Source organism: Aminobacter sp. DSM 101952, assembly GCF_001424795.1.
GTDB lineage: Bacteria > Pseudomonadota > Alphaproteobacteria > Rhizobiales > Rhizobiaceae > Aminobacter > Aminobacter aganoensis.
In genome coordinates this window covers 68,226-92,194 of sequence record NZ_LMCL01000023.1, presented here as the reverse complement: position 1 = coordinate 92,194, position 23,969 = coordinate 68,226, and the positions used below count along the sequence as shown (strand labels likewise).

At 65.6% G+C, this 23,969-nt stretch carries 19 protein-coding genes and 1 pseudogene; 3 read left to right on the top strand and 17 right to left on the bottom strand.

Features of this window, described 5'->3' with window-relative positions; all coding sequences use genetic code 11:
- Nucleotides 1-6 precede the first annotated feature (6 nt).
- Both ASC75_RS14535 and ASC75_RS14530 read left to right on the top strand, forming a co-directional pair.
- A complete protein-coding gene (locus tag ASC75_RS14535) occupies nt 7-432 on the top strand; it encodes a DUF6484 domain-containing protein (protein ID WP_055976637.1) in 426 nt (141 codons plus the stop codon).
- Nucleotides 432-779: a hypothetical protein gene (locus tag ASC75_RS14530; protein ID WP_055976634.1), complete on the top strand. Its 348-nt coding sequence runs from the start codon at nt 432-434 to the stop codon at nt 777-779. The genes ASC75_RS14535 and ASC75_RS14530 overlap by 1 nt, the downstream gene beginning before the upstream one ends.
- On the opposite strand, the gene ASC75_RS14525 is transcribed toward ASC75_RS14530, so the two are convergent.
- The 17 genes and pseudogenes from ASC75_RS14525 to tssA form a co-directional block, all read right to left on the bottom strand.
- Complete coding sequence (locus ASC75_RS14525) at nt 770-1,699, bottom strand: hypothetical protein (protein WP_055976630.1); 930 nt, start codon at nt 1,697-1,699, stop codon at nt 770-772. The genes ASC75_RS14530 and ASC75_RS14525 overlap by 10 nt on opposite strands.
- Nucleotides 1,696-2,682: a DUF4150 domain-containing protein gene (locus ASC75_RS14520; protein ID WP_055976627.1), complete on the bottom strand. Its 987-nt coding sequence runs from the start codon at nt 2,680-2,682 to the stop codon at nt 1,696-1,698. Before ASC75_RS14520 ends, ASC75_RS14525 begins: the two co-directional genes overlap by 4 nt.
- Nucleotides 2,682-3,722: a beta-ketoacyl synthase N-terminal-like domain-containing protein gene (locus tag ASC75_RS14515; RefSeq protein ID WP_055976624.1), complete on the bottom strand. Its 1,041-nt coding sequence runs from the start codon at nt 3,720-3,722 to the stop codon at nt 2,682-2,684. Before ASC75_RS14515 ends, ASC75_RS14520 begins: the two co-directional genes overlap by 1 nt.
- Entirely contained in the window at nt 3,719-4,831 is a 1,113-nt protein-coding gene (locus ASC75_RS14510) for a DUF2169 domain-containing protein (protein ID WP_055976620.1), read from the bottom strand. Before ASC75_RS14510 ends, ASC75_RS14515 begins: the two co-directional genes overlap by 4 nt.
- Nucleotides 4,831-5,373, bottom strand: a complete 543-nt coding sequence (gene tagF / locus ASC75_RS14505; RefSeq protein WP_055976617.1) for a type VI secretion system-associated protein TagF — start codon at nt 5,371-5,373, stop codon at nt 4,831-4,833. The genes ASC75_RS14510 and tagF overlap by 1 nt, the downstream gene beginning before the upstream one ends.
- Nucleotides 5,355-8,894, bottom strand: coding sequence for a type VI secretion system membrane subunit TssM (gene tssM, locus ASC75_RS14500; RefSeq protein ID WP_055976614.1), 3,540 nt, complete (start codon nt 8,892-8,894; stop codon nt 5,355-5,357). Before tssM ends, tagF begins: the two co-directional genes overlap by 19 nt.
- 3 nt (nt 8,895-8,897) lie before the next feature.
- Nucleotides 8,898-10,217 (bottom strand): type IVB secretion system protein IcmH/DotU, encoded by a 1,320-nt coding sequence (gene icmH, locus ASC75_RS14495; protein ID WP_055976611.1) that lies wholly within the window; start codon nt 10,215-10,217, stop codon nt 8,898-8,900.
- A gap of 4 nt (nt 10,218-10,221) precedes the next feature.
- Nucleotides 10,222-11,556: a type VI secretion system baseplate subunit TssK gene (gene tssK, locus ASC75_RS14490; RefSeq protein ID WP_055976608.1), complete on the bottom strand. Its 1,335-nt coding sequence runs from the start codon at nt 11,554-11,556 to the stop codon at nt 10,222-10,224.
- Between the two features lie 39 nt (nt 11,557-11,595).
- Entirely contained in the window at nt 11,596-12,048 is a 453-nt protein-coding gene (tssJ, locus tag ASC75_RS14485; protein WP_055976604.1) for a type VI secretion system lipoprotein TssJ, read from the bottom strand.
- Nucleotides 12,049-12,054: 6 nt separating this feature from the next.
- Nucleotides 12,055-13,560 carry a type VI secretion system-associated FHA domain protein TagH gene (gene tagH / locus ASC75_RS14480; RefSeq protein WP_055976601.1) on the bottom strand — a complete coding sequence of 502 codons (1,506 nt, stop codon included), beginning with the start codon at nt 13,558-13,560 and terminating at the stop codon, nt 12,055-12,057.
- Complete coding sequence (gene tssG, locus ASC75_RS14475; RefSeq protein ID WP_055977651.1) at nt 13,557-14,618, bottom strand: type VI secretion system baseplate subunit TssG; 1,062 nt, start codon at nt 14,616-14,618, stop codon at nt 13,557-13,559. Before tssG ends, tagH begins: the two co-directional genes overlap by 4 nt.
- Entirely contained in the window at nt 14,582-16,456 is a 1,875-nt protein-coding gene (tssF, locus tag ASC75_RS14470; protein WP_055976599.1) for a type VI secretion system baseplate subunit TssF, read from the bottom strand. The genes tssG and tssF overlap by 37 nt, the downstream gene beginning before the upstream one ends.
- A 1-nt stretch (nt 16,457) precedes the next feature.
- Nucleotides 16,458-17,221 (bottom strand): annotated as a pseudogene (tssE, locus tag ASC75_RS14465) (type VI secretion system baseplate subunit TssE).
- Nucleotides 17,205-17,684 carry a type VI secretion system tube protein Hcp gene (locus tag ASC75_RS14460; RefSeq protein ID WP_055976595.1) on the bottom strand — a complete coding sequence of 160 codons (480 nt, stop codon included), beginning with the start codon at nt 17,682-17,684 and terminating at the stop codon, nt 17,205-17,207. The pseudogene tssE and the gene ASC75_RS14460 overlap by 17 nt, the downstream one beginning before the upstream one ends.
- 24 nt (nt 17,685-17,708) lie before the next feature.
- Nucleotides 17,709-19,211, bottom strand: a complete 1,503-nt coding sequence (gene tssC / locus ASC75_RS14455; RefSeq protein ID WP_055976591.1) for a type VI secretion system contractile sheath large subunit — start codon at nt 19,209-19,211, stop codon at nt 17,709-17,711.
- Nucleotides 19,212-19,215: 4 nt separating this feature from the next.
- The gene (tssB, locus tag ASC75_RS14450; RefSeq protein WP_055976588.1) at nt 19,216-19,755 is read right to left on the bottom strand and encodes a type VI secretion system contractile sheath small subunit; all 540 of its coding nucleotides are present in this window, start codon (nt 19,753-19,755) and stop codon (nt 19,216-19,218) included.
- A gap of 6 nt (nt 19,756-19,761) precedes the next feature.
- Complete coding sequence (gene tssA, locus ASC75_RS14445) at nt 19,762-20,925, bottom strand: type VI secretion system protein TssA (protein ID WP_055976585.1); 1,164 nt, start codon at nt 20,923-20,925, stop codon at nt 19,762-19,764.
- 268 nt (nt 20,926-21,193) lie between these two features.
- Between tssA and tssH the strand changes: the two genes are divergently transcribed.
- Nucleotides 21,194-23,959: a type VI secretion system ATPase TssH gene (tssH, locus tag ASC75_RS14440; RefSeq protein WP_055977648.1), complete on the top strand. Its 2,766-nt coding sequence runs from the start codon at nt 21,194-21,196 to the stop codon at nt 23,957-23,959.
- Nucleotides 23,960-23,969 lie beyond the last annotated feature (10 nt).

Here is a 23,969-nt window from a genome sequence, read left to right as displayed (position 1 = left end):
GTTGCGATGACAAAGACCGCAAAGCGTATCGATGGGGTTGTGATCGGACTTTTCCTCGGCTTTGACGGGGAGGCACCGCTCGTCGTGTTTCCCGGCAACGCGAAAGAGACAGCGGTTCGCGCGCGCAGCCTGGCGGAGATGAGTTCAGACATGATCGGCGCGGAGGTGGCACTGCTTTTCGAGGGCGGTGACGTCGGCCGGCCGCTCATCGTCGGGCGCATCGTCGCGCCGGCCCGCAAGGCATCTGCGCCACAGGTCATTCGCGACGGCGACCTGGTCAGGATCGTCGCCGAGGAGCGCATGGAACTGCGTTGCGGCAAGGCTACGATCATCATGGAAAAGGATGGCCACATAACGATCCGCGGTACCTACGTCACGAGCCACGCCAGTGCGACCAACCGCATTCGCGGCGGCTCGGTCAATCTGAACTGATGCCAGCGCCGGTGCTGCGAGAGATCGTACGTCAGCACGCCGAGATGGCGGCGTTCCTGTGGACGGTCTACGATCATCACCTGCTTCATCCGGATGAAAACCCCGACATGGACGAGGAACGCCTGGCGAGGCTCGTCGAACGTCTGGAAGCGCATCTCGATGGCTTGCGGGTCGCAGGAGAGGCGGGGCGTAAAATCGCCCTGGAGCGCTACACGGAGTACCCGGAGGCGGGGGAGCTTTTCGTCGTCAGGATGCTGGACACCAAGCGACCGATCCGGGTGGGAGAACTGGAACTGGAGAAGGTGAGGGCATTCCTCGCGGCGAACGGCGCAGCACGTCAGATATAGCGCCTGGTCATGTCGATAGCCTGGATATAGAGGTGCCCATCATAGCCGAATTCGAATCCCGACCAGCCGCTGCCGTCGAACACGAAGACCTCTTTCCAGCCAGTAATGACGAGCAGTTCGTCCGACGGCTCCATGGCGTAGGCAAATCCGAGGGCGCGGAACTTCTTCAGCTTTCGATCTTGCTGAACGAAAAGCCCGAAATCATTGTCGCCCCAGTAGCGTGCCCCCTTGAAGTCGCGGATCGACATGAAGTCGCTGTCGGGTGCGTCGACCTGCTTCAGTTCGCTGTCGCGGTACTCGAAACAAAAGCCGTCTTCGCAGCCGATGCTGACGGTGCCATCGCCGGCGACATGGATAGCCTGAATGGAACGGTTGAAATCGAGCGGGACCTGTCGCCAGCTGTCGCCCACCAAATGCAGGAGCGTGCCGTGGTCGCCTGCGACGTGAAGCTGAGAGGCGGATGGTCCGTGCATGTTCCTCAGGAATGCTGACACCAGGGGCCTGATCGGCTTCCAGGTGCCGCCCTCGAACCGGCAGACGCTGCCGTCCTCGCCATAGGTGAACAGCGGCCCGCCGGCCGGCAGGAACAGCTTGTGAAAAAAGGGCTCCGGCGCCCGCGCAGTGGTGCGCGCCGTTCCGCGCAGGAAATGGGTGAGGCCGCCCACCTCCAGAAGCACATGATCCTGTGGCGAGGTGCTGATGTGTGACAGCATCTGGTTTTCGAGTTGCAACAGAATGTCGAACCGTGCCTGGCGGCCATTGAAATCGACCAGCAACAGATAGGAGCGGCCACGCTCCCTGTACTCGTCGCTCAACTCGACGGACACGCCAAAGAGCGTGCCGCCGACGTGGAACGCCCGCATCGCCTCCAGGTAGATTTCAGCGGGCGGGACCTGGTCGATGTCCTTTTGACCCGTCATTTGACCGTCCTGTGGCGCATGGTCCGCATTTCATTCAACTCCTCCATGGTCTTCTCGGGAGGCGGCGGGCCGACGACACTCTGCATATAGGCCATGAAGACCATCGACAGGCACTTGGCGACCTTCTTTTGCGTAGCCGGGCCCGCGTCCCTGCACTCCTTGTGCTGCTCGGCGATCGATTTGGTGCCCTTGGCGACAGCGCCGCGCAGCTTGGGCGACCTGCCCGTCTGTGCCATGCGCTTCTCGTTGTAGTCGTTGACGGCCTTGGTCTTGGTATCGTGCGGCGTGTCCTTTCGGCTGCCCTTGCCGGTTTCCTGGAAACCGCCGCCCTTCTTGTGCTTCATCGAGCGGATGCAGACGCAGGGTGCCCTGCGGACGCTGTATTCCTTCCACTGATCGTAGGACGTGTTGCTCGCCCGATCCTCCTGGAAATACTCGTTTCCGACGTAGTGCTCCGACTGGTAGCCCTTGGGGCATTTCTTCTTGTTGTGGGGGTGAAGCCGCAGGTTCATCTTTTTCAGAAGCTTGCCGCAGGTAATGCCGCCGACATTCATCTTGAGAACATGCACCCAGGGCGGGGTGCCCGCTTGTGGCGAGGCATGATCGTTGGTCGCCATGTCGGTGAAGCGGATGACCGGTTCACCGTCGAACTTCACATCGTTCGACCATGAGTGGAAATATTCCTTACCGGTGTTTTTCGAGGTGATGATGTTCTTTTTGGGCGCGCAACCGGCCTCGGTTCCGGACGTCTTCGACAGATACGACTTGTTCTTGATGTTGACGGTCTTGCCGGCGATCTTGACCGTACCTGTCCCCTTGTCGGTATCGCCTGACATGCCGAAGCTGGGGTAGGGAATGGGCACGCCCGGCGGTGTCGCCGGCGTCTGGGGTGGGGTGAAGCAGGTGTCGGGGAAGGCAGCTATGGTTTTTCCGTCGCTGCCCTTGCCCGAAATCTCCAGCCCGTTGGCGTAGACATTCGCCATCACTGCACACGCGCGGAAAAGATGGCCGCGCCGCAGGCGCCGCTGTCGCCGGAGGCCTCGACCAACACGGGCGTACCGGCTGCATATCCCTTGGCGGCCGCGGCCATCGCCATGCCGATCATCACCGGCACGACCGCCGCCCCGACATTGCCAAGCGACTCAGCCGGGGACCAGATGTCCTGGAAGCCATGGGCGCCGCGAACCAGCCGGATCGAGGCGAGGGCCGATTGCTTGAACCAATATTGCTCGCCGACCAGATCGGCGATCCTGTAGCCGAGCTGCGCCATCTCTATCCCGCATTCGCCGAGCGCATCTCGATATGCCGCCGTCATGCCGTCGCCGCGCAGGGGAAGATGCGCGCCGTTTTCGTCGAGGCCATTGTAGATGAATGCCGGTTCGCGACTGAGGCCGAGCCCGGCAAGCCGAAAGGCGCCACGGCTCGCCTTGCCGCAAAGGATGGCCGCAGCAGCCTCCCCGGGAATGAAGCCATTGGCGTTGTCCGGTGTCAGCAGCCGGTTCTCGCCCAGGAAATGTGTGATCGTCCCAGAGGTCAGGTAGCTGTCGACGCCTGCAATGACGACATATTCGGCCTCTGCATGCGCCAGAAGCCGGGCGGCGGTGCGCAGGGCCGCGTGCCCTGAGGGCCTGCCCTCACTGATCACGCGTGCGGGTCCGTTGGCCGGCCCTGCCAGCAGGTCGCCAATGCGCTGCACGAGCCGCTTGCTGTCGGTCACTGGAGCCCCGGGACGCGCGGGTTCGGCAACGCACAGGATCAGGTGCGTCGCCGCAGCCCTTGCCTCGGGCAGGGCATCGAAGCACTCGCGTATCGCCGCCGCCGCCATGTAGGCCATGCGACGCTCGCCAAGCATTTCGTGAACCAGCGGCACCGGAGCGCCGACCAAGGCCTCATCCGGGCCCGACTGGAAGCCCGTTTCCCGAAATCCGTCCAGGCGCGCCCGCATCGCGGCGCAGGCCGAAGGCGCGTCGAGGCCGACGGCCGTGACCATCCCGCTGGCAAGAATGGCGAGATGGGCGGTCATGCGGCATCCTGTTCGTCGTCCACGAATTCCTGCCGCTTCGCCACGTCGCGGGCGTATTCCTTGCCCTCTCGCCGAGCCCTGAGCATCGTTTCGGTTGGCGGGCCTATCCAGGCCTCCTCGAACTCGGTGATGATCTTCAGTATCCGCACGTCTGCCCGCCACACCATCGACAGACGGCGGTTGTCGGGGTCGAACAGCAAGGTGTCGGGCAGGATCGAGCGTTCCAACACTTTGTCGCCGTCGCGGAAGATCGTCATCGGCAATGTGGCCTGCGGCAGGGTGAACCAAGTCTTGCCCTGGGGCGTGAGGTTGACGAGCACCACTTCCTCGCCGCCGTTCGGCGGGTCGATCTGCTGGTCGGGCGGGGCCATCTGGAAATAGCGTTCGTCGAAGTCCGGCGGCAGGAAGGGGAAGATGTTCTTGGCCCAGTTGTCGTCGTAGGTGCCGCCATGTTCGATGCGGCCCGGCCAGCCGCGTCCCATCGGGCCGAAGCTCATCGGCCTGTAGTCGCCAAAGGGCGAGGCGATGTCTTCGCCGATGGCCTGGGTGTTCGGCAGCCTGAGCCCCGGGATCAGGTTCTGGTTGCGGGTGCGCGCCCAGCCGGTGCCGACGGGATTAAGCTTGTAGCTCGCCGGCAGCTTGTCCTCCGGGTCGAGGCGATCGGTGCCTCCCCAGGCGGTGTCGTAGGAAAAGTGCTGGCGAAGAAAGGGCTGCGGCGCCGTTGCCATGAACAGCGGCCCGCGCGCGCGCCATTCGCGGGTGCCGACCACCTCGAAGAGCTTTTGCCAGGCGCCGATCTTGATGCCCACCGGCACGCGCTCGACCGGCCGTCCGCCGGGCGCATAGGCACAACCATTGGCGATCACGTCGCAGCGCGGCTTGCGGAAGGCGAAGTCGGTTTCCCAAAGCGTGGCGGAATAGCCGGGTGCGCCGGTGGGGATGTCGGCCATCACAAGCGGCACCTGCTCGGCCGACTTGCGCACTGGCCCGCCTGGAGTGGCGGGGAAATCAAACGTGCCCTTGACCACCACGACCAGGTACTCGCGGGCTTCCTTGTCCATGCCCATGGTGAACTCGTGGACGAAGCCGGTCTGGTTCCAGATCTGCATCAGCCGGTCTCCGCGTTCGCCGCGAGCAGCCGGTCCAGCGCCGAGCGCGGCTCGGTGGGATCGACGTCCATCGGCACGCAGGTCTTGGTCCAGAACAGCATGCCGAGAACGGCCTCGCCGTGGGCTTCGCTCGTGGGGAAAGGCAGTCCGGCCAGTTCTTCGGCGAACGCGTCGGGACCGACATCGCCATGCCGCGCGGCGTCGGCCACGGCCTCCACATCGTCGAACCACTCCACTGCCGAGACAGCCAGGCTATCCAGCGCGACAGAAACCGGAGCGGCAACGGTCAGCGGAAAACGGCGGCCGGCGCGGTCGCTGCTCGGCACGACGATGCCGGCCATCGGCCCATTGGCCCGGCTGCCGAGCAGGAAGCGCAGGGCGACATCGTCGGCCCAGAGGTCAAACGATTGCAGCGGCGCCAGATGGCTTGCGACCCAGCGATCCCAGGATCGCACGAAGTCGCCCGGCAGACCGCGGCCGACAAAATCGCCGGTCGCCGGGATCTTGCCGTAGAAGCCGGTACCTAGATGTTCGAGGGACACGTGAACCTCTTGAACATCTGGAGGTTGTAGGGATTTTCCACGCTTGCCGCCTTGAGCTCGAAGTCGGCATAGAAGTTCTTGGCGCCCAGGCGCAGATTGTAGACGTCGGAAAGGGCCGTGCCGGTGAAGCGGCCCTTGGTCAGCAGCCGCAGCCAGGCCCAGCTGCCGGTCTCGTTGACGATCACTTCGGGCGAACCGTCGATCGGCTGGAAGGCGAGCGAAATGGTGCCGGTGCCATCCTTGCCCGGCCAGGTCATCGGCTGCGGGCGGGTGGCGTTGTTGAAGTAGACGAGGCTCTGGCCATCGAGGTTGAGCGTCACGCGGGTTACTGTGGGCGACAAATCCTTGGGCTCGAGCGTGAAGCTCATCAGCGGCCCGGTGCCACCGGGGAACAGGTCGTCGCGGATGCGCCGCGCCTGCTCGAAGGCGGCGAGGGCGGAGGCGTCGAGGCCGAAATCGGCCCGCCAGGTCCAAGGCTGCTTGGCGGTGTCGACATAGCTGATCAGATGATCGTTGGTGAAGGCGTCGATGAGCCCTCCGGGACCGAACAGGCGGGCGAAATCGCGGACGTTGACGTCGACGGCGCTTTGCGGGCTGAAGGGGTAGCGATCGGTCAAGGCCGCCTGGCAGAACGGCAGGATGTCGGCGCGCCAGATGGCGTTGAGCTCGGAGGTGACGGCCTTTTCGGTCAGCCCGCTGGTGTCGCCGGCAATGCCGCCGAGCCAGTCGTCGATCGGGTCGGGCAGAATCTGCGCCTGGCGCGCGACGGCACCGGTCAGTTCGGCGAGGCCACCCTGCTTCTTGATGGCATCCTGCGGGTCGGGATTGGCGGTGACGGTTTGCAGTACGTTTGACAGCGCAGTGAGTGCGACGACTGCGGCATCGAGCATGGGCGGCTGACCGTCGACCTCGGCGACAGCCCCCTTGAGCGGCTTGAAATGCTCGGCGACGAGCGTGCCGGTCATGTCGACTTCGGCGGCCGAGCCTGCACGCGGCAGCAGCTTGGCACCCGCCTTGGCGAGCTTGCCGACCTTGCCGAGCTTGCCGAGCAGCTTGTTGGCGCCCTTGGAGGCCGCCTTGTTGTCGCCTGCCGGCTCTTCGTCCGAACGCACGAGATCGGTTTCGTGGACCACCGCCGTGACCAGGCGCTTGAGGGCGGAATCGGCGCTGGAGAGGTCCTTGAGGTTTTCGCTGGCGACGTTGAGATCGGTCAGAGGGGCCAGCCGGATGTCGCGCAGCAGGCTGTCCCACTGGGCGATGAAGTCCTCGTAATAGAGCTTGAGGATGTCCTCCGACAGCGCTGACACCGAGGTTTCCGCGTTTTCGGCGCAACCGCCGGCAAAGACGGCGCGGTCCAGGGCCGCCTGGGCGGCTACCTCCTCGAGGCGGTCGAGAATGACGTCGTGGAAACCGGCATAGGTGAAGGCGCCCGAAATGCCGACACGCATCGTCTTGTCCGAACGCCGGGCAAACACCTTGGAGCCGTTCGGGCCGGCAAAGTTTGCCGGGATCCACTCCTTCAGCTCGGCGACGGCGGGATCGGCCAAGAGCTGCTTGTAGGCGCGCGCAGGCAGGGAAATGGTGCAGACGCTCTTCAGCGCCTCGGCGACCAGCGCGGGGTCGGGCGCGACGTAGCTGGCATCGACCGTCATGCGGCGGATGGCGGCAAGCTGGTGCTCTTCGGCGTCGGCGGTCGGGAAGGGCGCCACCGGCGCGAATTCGGGCAGATCGTTGACCCACCAGGCCTGCGCGAAATCGGGGTCCATCTGCGACAGGCCGGTCATCATGCGGTAGGTCTTGAGCGCACCCAGCATGAACTCGGGATCGCGAACCTGTCGCCACATCGTCGTTTCGAGCAAGGCCACCATGCGCGGCTCGAGGATGTTACGCAGGGCATGGTCGTAGCTGTCGGCCTGGGCTCGCAGCAGCTCCGGCGAGGCCGTCGGGCCAAGCAGGTCGCGGACACCGCTGGGCGGTGCGGTACGGGCACCGGCCACCTCCGACATGGCGGCAAGGGCGACGTCGATGTCGGGCGCGTCAACCGGCGCCGGGCGGGCGGACAGGGGCGCCAGCGGTGCCTGCAAAGCCTCGAGCTGACCCGCTTGTGCCGCGATGGCGTTGCGGTTGTCGTAGTAGGATAGGCCGAAGAGAATGCCCGTCAACAGCACGGCTGCGCCTGACGCGGCGGCCGCGGCACGCCATATCCAGCTGCGGCGGCGCTGGGCGACCGGATCGAACATGCCGAGGCCGGCTTCCTTGAAGACGACTTCCGTGAGCAGGTTCTTGAGGAAGAAGCTGCGCTTCTCGACGCGAGGCGAGGCCATCGCCCGCCGTGGCGGCAAGCCGAACGACGAAGAAAGTGCCGCGGTCAGCCGGTCGATCGGCGCGCCTTCCTGCGTTGCCGACGTGAGATAAACGCCGCGCAGCCACGCGCTGTCTTCGTAGCGGCTCTCACCGAAGATCTGCTCGACCAGCAGCCGGACCGGCTCGGACAGGCTTTCGACCTGGGCCGGGAAACGGAAGATCTCGGCCCGATTGGCGAGGGCGTCTTCATCTTCGAGGCGCGGAACCAGCCGCTTCTCGAGCTCGGTCGCCAGAAGCGAGATCTCGCTCGCTACCATCTTGCCGTCGACGCGCGCGTCGGGTGCGAATGTCGCGCCCCAGACCTGTTCGCGGGCTGAAGTGGAGAGGCCGCCGAAGAAGGGTTCGAAGCCCTTGATCAGGTCGGCCTTGGTCAGCATCAGATAGACCGGCAGGCGGATTTCCAGGCGCTCGTTCAGTTCCGACAGGCGCCGGCGGATCTTGCGCCCGTGCGCCTTGATCGCTTCGTCGCCCTCGGAAAGCGCATCGATCGACAGCGCGACGATGACGCCGTTGAGCGCCCGCCTGCCGCGATGCTTCTTCAACAGGTCGAGGAAGCCCAGCCACTCCGCGGCATCGACATCCGGCTGGCTTTCCTGCTGGACGTAGCGGCCGGCGGTGTCGATGAGCACCGCGTGTTCGGAGAAGAACCAGTCGCAGTTGCGGGTGCCGCCGACGCCCTGGATGTCGTCGGTCAGGTCGATCGGGAAGTTGAGGCCGGACTGGCGCAGCGCCGTGGTCTTGCCGGTGGCGGGCGGGCCGACGATGACGTACCAGGGCATCTCGCGCAGGAACTTGCGCCCGCCGAGCTTGCGTCGCTTCATCTCGTCCATCAGGCCCTGGAACTTGGCGCCGACCGCCGCCACGCTCTGCTCGCCCGGGGTGAGCGGCTTTTCGACAGCCGGGGCGGCGATCTCGGCGACGAAGACCCGGTTGGCGCGGATGGCCCGGCGCTGGGCCAGGATCAACCAGATCAGCCAGAGGATGACCAAGCCCGCGATCATCGCCATGCGCACGGTTTCGGAGGCGAAGGGCGTGCTTTGGCCGACGGCGACGATCGGGCCGAAGATCCAGATGATCAGCGACAGCAGCGCCAGGCCGATCAGGGTCCAGAGCCACCGCGATGTCAGTACTGCCCAGAGGAAGCGCAGGATGAACATCTGTCACAGCCTCTTTTCGACCAGCACTTCGACACGGCGATTGAGCGCGCGCCCTTCGCGGGTGCCGTCGTCGGCGACCGGGTCGGTGGCGGCGCGGCCTTCCGAACGCACGCGCTCGCGCGGCACGCCGTTCTGGACGAGGATGTCGGCAATCGTCGCAGCGCGTGCCTCCGACAGGCGCTGGTTGGTCGACAACGGGTTGGTACGCTGCAGCGGGATGCCGTCGGTGTGGCCGACCACGGTGATGTTGCCGATCAGCTCCTGGTTCTCGAGGATGACCTTGGCGATCGACGTGATGAGGGGCTGGAAGCCGTCGGTCAGTTCCGCACGCGACGACTGGAACAGCTCGGGATTGCTGGCCTGGATGACGAGGCGGGCGAGGGACACGCTTTCGGCGCCCTTCAAGGCCGGGCGCAGCCCTTCCGGCGCGGCGGCGGCGAACTCCGGCAGCAGGGCGAAATCGACGGTCTCGACCGGCGGTGCCTCGGCCTGTGGCGCGGTCCGCAGCAATTCGGCGCGGTCGGCAGGCGGCAAGGCACGAACCAGCGTTGTCAGTTGAGTCGCCTGGTTGCTCAGGCCCATCGACAGGCCGACATAGATGGCTGTCGCCAGCACGGCCGCGATGACCGCCATCACCCACAGCGGGACGGTAAAGCGCGGCGGTTCGTCGGACGCGACGACGCCGCGCCAGTTGGGCGACAGCGATGCATCCTCGGCATCGGCATTGCGCAGGAAACGGGCGGCGGCGACGCGTACGGCGTTCAGCGAGCGATCGCCGGCGCGTCCGGGGACGCGATATTTGCCGCGGAAGCCGAGCGCCATGCAGTAGTACTGCAGCTCCAGCATTTCCTGGTCGCGGTTGGGATGCCGTTCGAGCTCTTCCAGGCGCGAGAAGAACTGTGCGCCGGCGTCGACATCGCCGCGCAACATGACGACGAGCGGCTGGCGCGGCCAGATGCTGGCGCCGCCCCAGGGCGTGTTGAGGGCGAGGTCGTCGAGCAGGGCAGCGACGGACCAGGCAGCCTGGTCGGCCCGTTCGAGCGACGATCCGGCCGCGACGGCCGTGTCGCGGGCGCGGACCAGCTCTTCCAGCAGCCGCGTGCGCAGAACTTCGGGGTTTTCCGGCGGCAGGGCGTTTTCGAGCTCGGGAGCGAATTCCAGCAGGGCCGAAAATGCATTGACCAGCTTGTTGGGATGGGCGCGGGCCCGTTTCAGCGGCGCGGCCGTAAACGGCATCGGCGCGCGTGGCATCGGCGTGCCGACCATGCGTATCCGGGTACGCTCACGATCCTCCGACAAGCCGAAAGGATCGTCCTGGCTCATCGCGTCACCTGTTCACCGAATAGCAGTCGACCTGCGGCTCGCTCGGCAGCACGCCGGATACGCCGATGACGAATCCGGGTGCATTGAGGAGGGAGGCCCAATGCTCGCTTCTCTGGTCAAGCTCAAGGCAAAGACGGTCGCCGTCATAGGGGATTTCGCGCGGCTGCGAGTGCAGCGGCTTGAGCGGAATGCCTGGCAGGCGCGACTTCCACAGGCCTTCGAATTCGCCTGCGGCGCCAACGGTCGCCTGGTTGACGAAGATCTTGCGCAGGGCGTCTTCGGACAACTCGGAGCCGACGCGGATGACGATGCGGCTCGCCACCAACAGCTTCGGATTGTCGATGCGTACCTTCCAGACATTGGTCGAATGCCGCATGACGGGCAGTGCGCGGGACTTGGGCTCGACATAACGCAGGCTGAGGATCAGCGAACGCAGCGTGTCGGCAAGCGCCGAATAGGCCGGCCCCGGCGCCATGTGGTCATAGATCGGCAGTTCGGCCAGCCGGCGCGAATTCGATCCATATGTCGCCATCGAACCGGCGAGGCCGGCAAGTTCGAGATAGAGATCGGCAGGATGGAAGATGTCCTGCGCCAGCATGTGCGCCAGGCGCGGGCGCGCCGCGTTGGCGAGATTGAGCATCAGCAGGTCTTCGACGCTGCGCCCGGGCCCGCCGAGCACCATCTTGGCGTGAGCCTCGGCGATCTGGTCGAGGCCGGTGATCACCTCCTGCAGCAGTTGCGCATACCAGGGCACGGCGCCCGTGGCCAATGTCGGCGGCAGGAAGCTGGCGTCGACGGCAACGCCGCCGTCGGCGCGAAGGCCGGTGATCTCGGTGATCGGCAGCGCCGTGTAGCCGCCGATCGACTTGCCCGGGGCAAGCAGCAGCGCTTGCGGCCGTGCGATCTCGATTTCCTCGGGGTCCGATCCGCCATGCACCGCGTCGCGCACGGTGACGATGCGGCCGCGATAACGCGCGCCGCTGGTCTCGGCATGAGCGGGGTCGAAGCCGACGCCGCCGGGCGGCTCCAGAGGAACGGCGATGAGCACCGGGCCGCCACCCATGTCGGCGGAGATTGCCAGCGGCTTCGGCGGGTCCATGGTTTCGGGGATGGCGAAGGGCGTTCCGTCGGGAAAGATGCCACGGGCCGACAGGACTGCCACCTGTCCGGCCTCCAGCAAGGCGGGGTCGAGCGTCAGTGCGCGAAAGCCGAACGTATGCAATTGCCCGGCCTGCAGGGAACCGCGCACCGTCGCTTCGAAGAACCGGTCCTGTTGCTGGAAGTGCTGGGTCCGGAGGAACAGCCCTTCGGACCAGAGCACCCTGTTTGAGTCTGTCATGCGGCAACTCTCTGCATCGGGAACTCCTGATATGGCCGGTCAGGCCGAAATGCCTCCGCTGCCGAGGGTCACGGCGATCGTCAGGGTCGATCCCGGCGAGACCGATTTCGTCGTTCGCCAGGTGCGGCCCGTCGGTTCGCGGACGAGGGCGACAAAGCCGAGCGCGGTTGCCTCCGGTTCGACGGTGATCGTTTTCGACGCGCCCTGACCGGGGCCGACCGAAAGCGTGTCGGAGCCGAGCAGGTCGCCGGCAAGAGCGGCGCCAGCGTCGCCCTGCAGGGCAAAATAGTCCGCCGAGTTGAACTTGCCGGTGCTCTTCAAACGCATGACGAGTACGGTCACCGGCCTGTCGCCGCCGTCAGGCCCGGGGTTCATGCCGGCTTGACCGCTCACGTTGACGGTGACTGTGGACGGTTTGGGCGGCCCGCTTTGGCAGGCGGTCACCAGTCCTGTAGCGCCGAGAGCAAGTATGAAGTCGCGCCGGTCGATCATGCGTCGTCACTCCTCTTCATAGGCGTTGCGGAAATCGGCCCCGATCTCGCCCATGAAACGCGTCTCGGCGCTCACGGCGATCTCGCGATGACGTTTCTTGTAGAGATCCCAAAGCTTGGCGCCGCGGCCGCCGGCCAGCAGAGTCTCGATCGACGAACTCGATTTCAGCTCCTCTTCGAGCGCGACGGGATCGAAGCGGTCGATCATATGGCGCAGGGCACCCTGCAGGCCGCGCCAGGCACGAACATGGTGGTGGGCGAGATCGCGGATCGCGTCGGCAATCGCCGGCTCGCCGGCGAGGAAGCCCGGGCTGCGCTCGGCGAGGATGGTTGCCAGGACGTCGTCGACGGTGGGCAGGAATTTGAGCGGATTGACCTCAGAAGAGCCCACGACAGTCTGCTCGATGCGGGCATTGCCCTTTTCCTCGGCCCGCTTGCGCAGCAACTGCATCAGGCCCTCGAGCATCAGGCGGTACTCGCGGCCGAATTTTTCCATCTCGGCAATCGGATCCCGGCCGGATGCGTCGCCCTGGTCGAGACCGATGCCGCGCAGAAACGCGGCACGAAGGGCGCTGTCGGACGGAAGGGGCGCCTGTGGCTGAGCGGCGTTCAATTTCTCGCGGGCACGAAGGGACGGAGGCGGCGGAGGTGGCGCGTCGGCCCGGCGGGGCGGCACATCCCACGGCGCCGGTTCCGGATCCTTGTTTGCCGGCCTGTCCGGCGGGGCGCTGACCGGCGGATCGAGCGGTTGCGGCTTTCCTGGCGACAGCGGCGGCATAGCGAAACCGGCGTCGAATGTCTGTTCCGGCTGATGCGGCGGCTGCGGCTTGGCGGGGTGAGGGTCGACCACGGCAAAACCGAATGGGTCGGCGTAGGCGGAGGTGCCGTTCCTGGCATCGTCCGGATGTCCGTTCGCGGCGGGAGTGGACACCGGATCGAGGCTGAAGGGGTCGTCGAAGGCCGGCGAACTGCGTTCGGATTTGTCACCACGCTCGTAGGCGCGGAACGCGCCAGCCTCGGGCTGTTCGAAGGGATTGGGCAGTTCGGCGGGGCGTGGCCGTTGCGGCTCCTCATCGGTCTTGAGCGAAAAGAAGTCGTCAGTGCCCATGCCGACCGGGACACGCGATGCCGCCGGTTGCGATGGCTGGGGCGTCGATGTCTTCGGCGGCAGCGGTTTGTGCGCCGATGGCTGGGCTGAAGGCTGCAGTTCGACGGCGACGACATAATCACCCAGCCGCAGACGCATGCCGTGCCTGAGGCGCGCCGCATTGCCCGATCCGAGCGGGCTGCCGGCATCATCGATGAACAGGCCGCTGCTCGACGTGTCGGTGACGAAATAGCCGTCATCTTCGGCCGTGATCCTGCAGTGGGCGCGCGAGACGAACATGTCGGGGTCTTCGATCTGCCAGTCCGCGTCGGAACTGCGACCGATCACAAGTTCACCCTTGTCCAGCCGGGACTGGCGCACCGCCTGTGCGCGCGGTCCCTGCTCAAGCGTGAGGAGCAAGCTCATGCCCCGACTCCCGCCATTTCGGGCCGCCAGCCGACAAGTGTCCGCAGGCGCATGTCTTCAGCATCGTCTCTTTCCGCAGGGGGCGCAAGCCACGCCGTTCGGCCGAGCTGCGCGGTGCCCAGGCGCGCCGGCGGCACCTGCTGGCGTGCCAGCACGATCCGCAGATCGACGTCGAGCAACTCGCCGAGAAGGTCGCGGATGGCGCGCTTCAGCACCGCCAGTCTTTTGCTGCCCGGCAGGAATGCCCGATAGGTTTCGAAGTCGAGAGGTCCGATGCGCAGCTCGACCCGGTTCTGGCGGCTGAAGCTGCGCGGCCCGATGGTGGCGCTCCGCCCGAGTGCCGCGCTGGCCTGACCGATCCTGGTCTGCAACGCGGCAGGGATCTCCAGCCAGGAAGCGACGAACTCCTTCAGCCGGACAGGCACATTGAACGCTTCGGCGACGAACAAAGTGAGCCGCTCGGGTCCGTCGACCTGGCTTGCCAGGGCCGCGGCCTGCCGCAGCTTGACCGAATCCAGGTCCGGATCGTTGGCATTGTGGGTGTCTGGAAGGCCGATTCCGGCCATGGCTTCCAGCATCGAGCGGACGCGACCGCCGATGGCGCGCTCGACCTGCACGCCGGGATGTGCGTCAGCCCAGGCGCGATAATACAGGGCAATCATTCGATGCTGCAGGATGTTGACGAAATCGACGAATGTCGTGTCGCTGGTCTGGTGCGCGTCAGCGCCGACAAACCAGCGCTGCGACAGCCGGTCGAGCACCCAGCGCGTGACATGCAGCGGCAACGGACCTTCCGGCCCGAGCAGGCCGAGATTGGCGACGGTGACGCGTGCCGGGGCCTTGTCGGTCGCCGGCTGAAACTTGACCACGTCCTGGGTGGAAAAGCCGAGGCGCACATGCTGGCCAAGCCGCGCAGGCTCGCGGTCGAGACGACCGGAATGACCGAAAAGCCGGTTGCCACGTTCGAGTTGCCGCAGCAGCTCGAAGAAATCATAGGCGTCGGTCGGCACACCGCTCGCCTCTAGATCAGGAAGCGGTTGCCGGGCGTCATCGGCCATGGCACGTCCTCCTGTCGCTGGAGCAGTCGGGTTCGGGTGCGAATGAAACCGTTGATGCCGGCATGGCGGGCAAACAGCCGCGCCAGCAAGGCCGACAGCAAAAGCGAGCTTTGCCCCGACAGGACGGACTGATCGACGTGGAGCATAACCTCGGTGCCGCGGCCGAAGCACATCGGCCCCGGTATCGCCAGCCGCTCGATCACCGGCTGCGAGTCGATGCGGACGATGGAGCGCACATGGCGGCCGAGCACCGGATCGCCGCGGTCGGCATAGAGGTCGAGCAAGGCATGCAACGGATCGACGCCCCGTCCGTCCTTGGCCAGGCTCAGGAAGTTGAGCGACAGCTGTGCCACCAGCCGCCAGGCCAGTTCGTCGGCTCGGGATTCGGCGTCGGCACCGGCGGGCAGGGCAGCGGGGATGGAATGCTGCGGGGGGCGCAGAGCGCCGAGCAACCTGATGGTCTCGACCGGGTCACCGCTTTCGAGCGACAATGAGGGATTGTCGTCGAGGATCGGCAGATCCCGGTTGGTGCAGAGCGCGGTGATCTCGATCCGCTTGAGCGTCCGGCCCGTGGACATGCCGACCGGCCGCGAGATGGCGAGAAAGACGTCATCGCCGGTGTAGGTCGTGCGCGTCATGCCCTCGCGCCGCTCGTCCTCGGTCGGGCGGCGGGGCCGGCGCTCGGTCGAATAGACCCAGCCATTGCCACGGTTCTGGCCGAGGCTGAACAGCGCCGGGATTTCAGCATCAGCGCCTTCGGATTCGGCATCCTCGACATGCGTTATGCGGTAGATCTCGAAATCGCGCGGCCGGGTGCGATCGGCGTAGAGCACCTGCCGGGTGCGGCGCGCGTCGAGTTCGATGACGTTGCACTCGCGTTCGAACAAATTGATCAGCGGAGTGGCAAAGAGCTCGAAATCGGCAGGCGCGAGATCGGCGAGCTCCGGTGCCGCCCGCCGCAACAGGAAGACGATGTCGAGGCCGGCGTCACAATTTCGGATGACAGGCTGCAGTTCGCCGATGCGGACGTAATGGAACCGCTCCGGCATCATGAAATATTCGCGCAGGAGGCGATAACCCTCGAACGTCGGGCGTGTCCGGGGCATCAGCGCCTCGGCATCGCCTATGCCGACCATTTGCGGTTCGGGCAGGGGTGCCAGCCTGCCCTGCTTGCCTGCCTGGCGCCCGCCGATGGCGGTGCAGACGCCGAAGATGGTATCGAACAGCAGTGCCGCCTTGGTGCGACCGGCAAAATGCAGGTCGAGCCGGTCGAGCGCCAGTTCGCTGAGCTTGCCCTTGCCGGTGCGGGCGACTGTGATGCGCAGCGCGGCCTCGCTGGCGACGCCTGTGGGCGCCGCGATGCCGGCTGCGGCTAGGGCGCTGCGGTCCTGGTAGTAGCCGACCGAGGCGATTTCCAGCGGCCAAAGGGTGACGTCCTGCGCCGTGGTGAAGGTCATTCGGGTGGAAAGGCCCGGCTGCAAGCTCGACACCAGACGAGTGCCGCGCTTGACGACGTGACCGGCATTCATCGTCTGCACCTGCTGTCCCGGCTTCAGCACCGCCATTGCCGTAGCCGGCGTCGGCGACAGCAGGTCGGGATAGAGGACCTCGAGCACGCTGCGTGCAAACCTGGAGCGCTCGGCATCGACTTTCAGCCTGGTGCGTGCCGCCAGAAAGGCCACGCCGTCGAGCAGGCGCTCGACATAGGGGTCGGGGCAGGGCGCGGTGTCGAGCGAGAGATTGCGCGCGACCGCCGGATGCATGTCGGCGAATTCCGCTGCGAGCGTGCGGATGTGGGTCAGCTCCTCCTCGTAATACTCCAGGAAGATCCGATCCATTCTATGCCTCGCCGTATTCGGTCCGCGCCAAGCCGTTGTCGAGGTTGATGGTGGTCCGAAGCCGCAGTCGTTCCGGCGTCGGCGTCATGATCAGGACCCCGTCGATTTCGATCTTCAGCCCCATGCTCTTGTCGTTGAGGGTGACGGTCACCTTGGTCGCGCTTTCCTTCAGGCGCGGCTCGAAATTGCCGAGAACGGTCTTGATTTCGCGGGCCAGTGAATCGCGGTCGAAATCGCGCGACGAACGGCCGGAAAAGGACGGCACGCCGTAATTGACCACGCTGCGGCGCACCTCCGGAAAATCCGCGAGGTTGAGGCGGTTGTCGGCGACCTGCTCATCCTCGACGTCGGAAAGCAGCGGAAGGGCCTCGAAGCGCTCGGTGTTGAAGAGGGCCTCGATGTCGCGGCGCACCGCCTCGCGCAGCACGCGTGCGGAAACGACGATCCCCCGGCTTTCCAGTTCTGCCCGGTTGCGGTTCTGGAAGACGAGCCGGTGCAGGCGTTGCTTGTGGTCCGGGGTCAGGTCTAGGTCGGAATCGATGAGCCGCGCGCTGCCGGTGATCAATGCATCGACACGCTCGCTGCCAAGTTCGTTGTCCAACGACTGGCGCAGGCCCTCGATTTCCGAGCTCAGGCCCGGCAGGTCGTTCACCAGCCGGTCCCATAGCGACGGCTGCGACGCCTCTCGCCTTGCTTGCTGAACTCCACTGGCCTTCATCATGCAGCACCAGGGCGTCTATGCGGGGCCTCACAAGCCGGTTGCAACGCTCATCTCTTGGGTATGGTCGGTGTCGTAGACCAGCTCGATCGTCTTGTAGGCGAACTGCACGAAATCCTCGAGCGTGTCGCTGTTGGTCGTGGAGGCACCGAAGCCGTAGGACACGACGGACGCCTCCTTCATGGTGACGACGAAATAGTCGCTGGTCTCGCCGTCGATCGTCCGGCGGCAGGAGATCACGACCTCGTCGAACTGCTTGTTTTCGTGGCATGCCTTGGCAAGGTAGGGCGACGACATGTCGACGTCCTTGGAACAGCTCACGGTGCCCAAGGCGACGCGGCCCTTGCGCGACAGCGAATTGGGATCGAATGGCGCAACCATGTTGAAGGCGACGTTGAATATCTCGATTTCTTCGTCGTGGCCGTCGCGGGTGCTCGGGCCCTTGATGTCTGGAACCTTCAGGAAGCCGTCGATCTTGGTCGATTTTCTGAGATCGTCATCCGATGCCATTGTCTCTCTCCGTTACTGGACAGTTCATGACTTGACCGAAGGCAGCTCCGACACGAGCCGGAGCGACGCGTTGATTCCTTCCAACTGGTAGTGCGGGCGCAGGTAGAAACGGGCGTTGTAGTAGCCCGGCCGGCCCTCGACGCTGTCGACCTGGACCTCGGCGGCGGCCAGCGGGCGCTTGGCGCGGGCCTTGTCGTCGGCGAAGGCGGGATTTGCCAGCACGTAGCGGTTGATCCACTCCGTCAGCCATATCTGCATGTCGGAGCGTTCCTTGAACGAGCCGACCTTGTCGCGCGCGATCGCCTTGAGATAGTGGGCAAAACGCGACACCGGGAACAGGTAGGGCAGATTGGCGCTGAGGCGTTCGTTGGACTGCGCGTCCGGATCGACCAATCGTCCTGCCCGGGTCTCGTCGTCCTGCAGCGAATGGGCACCGATGAAGGCGGCGAGATCGGTGTTCTTGCGGTGCAGGATCGGCATCAGGCCGAGCTTGGCGAGTTCGGCCTCGCGGCGGTCGTCGATGGCGACTTCGGTCGGGCATTTCATCGCCACCGAACCGTCGTCGGTCGGGAAGCTGTGCACCGGCAGGTTGATCACCGTGCCGCCATTCTCGACGCCGCGGATCTGGGTGCCCCAGCCGAACAGCTTGTGGCTGCGGTTGATGTTGACGCCCATCGGGAAGGCGGCATTCATCCAGACATATTTGTGGTGGTCGCCCTGGACCTCCTCCTCGAAGGCGAAGCCCTTCACCGGCACCGTATCGGCGCCGTAGGGGAGGCGTGCCAGGACGCGCGGCATGGCAAGACCGATATAGCGGGCGTCCTCGCTCTCGCGCAGCGACTGCCACGAGGCGTAGGCCGGGTTGGAGACGATCTGCTGCAAGTCCTGCGGGTTGGGCAGTTCCTGCCAGCTGTCCATGCGGAACAGGCGCGGCGAGGCCGCGGCGATGAACGGCGTGTGCGCGGAGGCGCAGACGCCCGAGAGGTTGCGCAGCAGGCCGACGTCGCGCGGGTGGTTGGAGAACTCGTAGGCGCCGATCAGGCAGCCGAAGGGCTCGCCGCCGAACATCGAATATTCGTCGGTGTAGACCTTCTTGAAGACCGGGCTCTGGTCCCACATCTGGCCTTCATAGTCTTCCAGCGTGTCGGCCAGCTGCTCCTTGGAGATGTTCATCACCCGGATCTTCAGCTTCTGGTCGGTCTCGGTGTTGTTGACGAGATACCAGAGGCCGCGCCATGTGCCTTCCATCTCGCGCACTTCGGGCGCATGCAGGATCTCGTTGAGCTGCACGGTCAGCATCTTGTCGATGCCCGATATCAGTGACTTGATCGATTTGATGGCGTTCGACGAGATGGTGGTCGTCTCCGAGCGCGCCTGCGCGGCAAGCGCGAGGTTGCGGACGAGTTGCTGCAGCTTCTCGCTGTCGTCCTTCTTGACCTTGAAGTCCTTTTCCAGGAGGTCGCTGAATTCACCGAGGTCGATGGCCTCCGCCTCGGCGACCGTTGGGCTCTTTTGCTGCTCGGCCATGGCTCTATTCCTCGACCTTGTCGCCGTCGGAGAGCGCCTGACTGGCGATCTGGCCGAGCAGCGGCTCGTTGTTCAGCAATTGGGCGATGCGCTTTTCAGCGTCGGCGCGGCCGTCCATGAAGCCGAGCAGTTCTTCGAGCTGACGGCGCATCTTGAGGATTTCGGCCAGTTGGGGGACCTGCTCGGCGATCTTGTCGGGGGCGAAGTCGCCCATCTTGGAGAAGGTGAGGTCGATCGCCAGCTCTTCGTCCTGCTCCGCGCCCTCGGCCTGGGGCAGGGTGTTCTTGACCCGCGCCTTCACGCGGGGGCCCAGCGCTTCCATGAAGCGCGGGAACCTGTTGGCGTCGGTCTCGACGAAGGTGCGGTCGAGCACCGTCTTCTGCGCCTCCTTGGTCTGCGACGAGCCGGCGAGATCGGCCATCACGCCCATCACGAAAGGCAGTTCGATGGTCGTCGGGCTGCCGTAGGTCTCGACGTCATAGGCGATCTGCACGCGCGGAGCGCGATTTCGCTCGATGACCTTAGCTTTGCTTTCGGCTGGCATGCTTGGCTACCTTTCATCCTTCTGAGGCGTCTTCTTGTCGGTTACGCCGGCGAGGAGCCGGAACTCCTTGAGCCCGGAGGGGGCGAGATCTTCCATCAGCTCGACGAAATCCATGTGCACCATGCGGCGCACGCGCCGAGCGAGGTGCGGGATCGGGCTCGACGGCTCGGTGCGGTCGTAGAAGGCCACGACGAGGTCGAGGCATTTGACGACATCGTCGCGCGAGGTGAGGCGTTCGGGGAGGGCCATGGTCGGTCCCGCATGGTTGGCCACGGGTTCCGGCGCGTGGCCGTTGGGCTGCGCTGCAGCAGGTGTTGCCTGGGTGAGCTCCGGCTTCGCCGAGCCATTGGCTGCCGGGCGCGCGGCCGACCCACGCTCGAGCGTGGTCAGCATCCTGTCGAGAAACTTCTTGAGGTCCGGGACGGCGGGCCCCGTGCTCTCCAGGCGCTTGTTGAGCGCCGCATCGAGGGCGGCAAGCGCTGCGCCCGCCGCGCGGGCGTCGGCTACCAGCTGCTCCATGGCCGCATTCGCCTGATCGGCCTGCGCGGCACAGGCGCTGCGCAGCCTGGTCAACAGCTGCTCATGCACTGCGGAGAGCGCTGCCCGCTCGGTGTTGTTCAGTCCCTGCGCTGCCTCCTGCAGCATGACGCGGTCGTCAAGCGCCCCCTGTTCAAGCTCCCGGCCCGAGATCGGGCCGAAACCGCGGGGGGCGAAGAAGACGGTCTTCCTGAGATCGGCAAGCAGGCCTTCCTGGCCGTTTTGAAGGTCGAGCACGGCATTGACGCGGCGCAATGCTGCGTCGCGCGGCGGCGCGTTCGGCCGCAAGGCGGGGTGCATGGTTTCCCAATGGGCATCGAAGGTCCGCGCGATCAGCATCAGCCCTTCGGCCAGCCCGGCGAGTCCGCGGGCATTGGCCAAGGCGCGGGTGACCAGCGTCAGCAGGCGCAGGTCGCGTCCCTGGTTGCGCAGCTCGTCGGCCTTTTCGAGAACGACATCCCAATCGACGGGAATGCTGACTTCTGCCGAGGGCCTGTTGCGCTCGTCGTGGACGACATCGGATTGCGGGACGGCGAGGCGCTCGAGCTCATGAAAGCGCGGATCGTTGCGCAAATCTTCCCCCGACGGGTTTTCACCGTTTAAAGGGTTGAGCCAGAGAGCAAGATCAACCACGCACCCCCCCACGCCAAACTGAAGGACGGAAGTCGCCGGTATTTCACTCCGCTCTGGTTTAGCACAATTCAGGCAGCGCTCAAAGTTGGACGAAGCTAGCCCTTAAGCGTTAGTGACCAAGGCCGTGCGAATTGTTACGGTCGTTCGGGCAGCACGCGTCGAGGCCCGCCAGACCGGGCCGAGCACGGCTTTGTCAAGTTGCGGTTTGTGTGGCAAGTTATCGGGAACGCAGTCCGGGCATTGGAGACACTCCATGGAACCCAAGGGCATGCAGCAGCGCAGGTCGTCCCAGGGCTTCAAGCGCAAGGAACTGGTCGGCAAGCTCAATCCCACCTGCCTGCGGGCCTTCAAGGCGGCAGCAGATGCGGCAAAGCTGCGTGGCAACCCTTACGTCGAACTTGTTCATTTCATTGAACAACTGGTGCTTTCGGATCGGTCTGACGTACAGATGATCCTGGCCGATGCCGGCGTCGATGCGGCACGCGTGGCGGGCGACATGACACGCGCCGTCGACAAGCTGCCTTATGGCGCAACCTCCATCGAGGAGTTTTCCGATCATATCTTCCACGCCATCCAGGAGGCCTGGAACCTGGCAACGCTGGAATTCGGCAGCGACGAGGTGCGCAGCGCCCACGTCGTGCTCGCCTGCCTGAAGGTGCCGGTGCTGGAAGGACTGGTGTCGAAGATCAGCACGGAATTCGACAAGATCGACGCGGACGGGGTGATCGCGCGTTTCGCCGACGTGGTCGACGGCTCGCTGGAGGGGTCTGGCACGGCGGCAACGGCACCGTCGGACGCGGCGCCGCGCCGCATGGCGCCGGGCGGGGAGTCGGCGCTGGCGAAATACGCCACCGACCTGACCCAGCGGGCGCGCGACGGCAAGATCGACGCGGTGGTCGGCCGTGACCCGGAGATCCGCCAGATCGTCGACATCCTGATGCGGCGGCGGCAGAACAACCCGATCCTGACCGGTGAGGCCGGCGTCGGCAAGACGGCGGTGGTGGAGGGCTTTGCCTTGCGCATCGCCGAAGGCGACGTGCCGCCGATGCTGGAGGGCGTCAGCGTGCGCATGCTCGATGTCGGGCTGATGCAGGCGGGCGCCAGCGTCAAGGGCGAGTTCGAGAAACGGCTGAAGGCCGTCATCGACGAGGTGCAATCCTCGGAAACGCCGGTGATCCTGTTCATCGACGAGGCACACACGCTGATCGGCGCGGGCGGTGCCGCCGGCACGGGCGACGCGGCCAACCTGCTGAAGCCGGCGCTGGCGCGCGGCGAATTGCGCACCATCGCCGCCACCACCTGGGCCGAATACAAGCAGCACATCGAAAAGGACCCGGCGCTGACCCGGCGCTTCCAGGTGGTCAAGATCGACGAACCCGACGAGGCCGCCGCGATCCTGATGCTGCGCGGCGTGGCCGGGGTTCTCGAAAAGCACCACCAGGTGCAGATCCTCGACGAGGCGATCGAGACGGCGGTGAAGCTGTCGCATCGCTACATCCCGGCGCGCCAGTTGCCCGACAAGGCGGTCAGCCTGCTGGACACGGCTTGCGCGCGCGTCGCCATCTCGCAGCATTCGCGGCCGGGCGAGGTCGAGGACCTGATGCGCCGCAGGCAGGCGCTGGAGGTCGAGCAAGGCATCATCGGCCGGGAAGCGGCCATCGGCATCGATGTCGAGGAGCGCAAGGCACGCGTCGAGACGGGCCTTGGAGAGACCGATACGGCGCTGGCTGCCGCGCAAGCTCGGTGGGACCGGGAAAAGGAAGTCGTCGCCGAGATCCTCGAGCTGCGCGCCAGGCTGCGCGGCCAGGGCGTGGCGCTCGATCCTGTTGCGCCTCAGGGTGCGGAGGAGCAGCCCGCGGCGGATGCCGAGCCGGTGGCGGCCAATGACGATGCGGTGCAGGCCGAACCCGTGGAGCCCGAGGCCGCGACGGAAGAACCGGCCGACCCTGCCGCCGACCTGGCGCGGCTCAAGGAATTGATGGCGGTGCTGGCCGAAGCGCAGGGCGAGACGCCGCTGATCCTGCTGTCTGTCGACCGCAATGCGGTTGCCGCGGTGGTGCAGGACTGGACCGGCATCCCCACCGGACGCATGCTGTCCAGCCAGACGGAAAAGGCCCTGCGGCTGGCGCAGACGCTGTCCGAGCGGGTGGTCGGCCAGGACCACGCCATGGAGATGATCGCCAAGCGGGTGCAGACCAGCCGGGCAGGGCTCGGCGCACCGGAGAAGCCGGTCGGCGTGTTCCTGCTCTGCGGCCCCTCGGGCGTCGGCAAGACTGAGACCGCGCTGGCGCTGGCCGAAACGCTCTATGGCGGCGAACAGAACCTGATCTCGATCAACATGTCGGAGTTCCAGGAAGCGCACACGGTGTCGACGCTGAAGGGCGCGCCTCCGGGATATGTCGGCTACGGCAAGGGCGGTATCCTGACCGAGGCGGTGCGGCGTCGGCCCTATTCGGTGATCCTGCTCGACGAGGTCGAGAAGGCCCATCCCGACGTGCACGAGATCTTCTTCCAGGTGTTCGACAAGGGCATGATGGACGACAGCGAGGGCAGGCGGATCGACTTCAAGAACACGCTGATCCTGCTGACCTCCAATGTCGGCTCGGAGGTCATCATGACCAAGACCAAGGGCGGCGAACTGCGCGAGAAGGTCGAAAACCTCGATGCTGCCCTGCGCGCGCCGCTGCTCAAGGTATTCCCCGCTGCCTTCATCGGCCGGGTGGTGACAATTCCCTATTATCCGCTGTCGGGCGACATGATCGAGGCGATCACCCGCCACCAGTTCGGCAAGATCGCGCGCCGCCTGCAGACGAGCCACGGCGCGGAACTGGTGATCGGCGAAGGCGTGATGGAACTGATCAAGGCGCGCTGCACCGAGATCGAATCCGGCGGCCGCATGATCGATGCGATCCTGACCAACACGTTGCTGCCGGAACTGAGCCGAGGCGTGCTTAACCGCTCGCTCGACGGCGAGAAGCTGACGCGCGTCACCGTCGGCGCGTCAGGCGAGGGGTTCAGCTACGAGTTTGGGTAGGGGCAGGAAA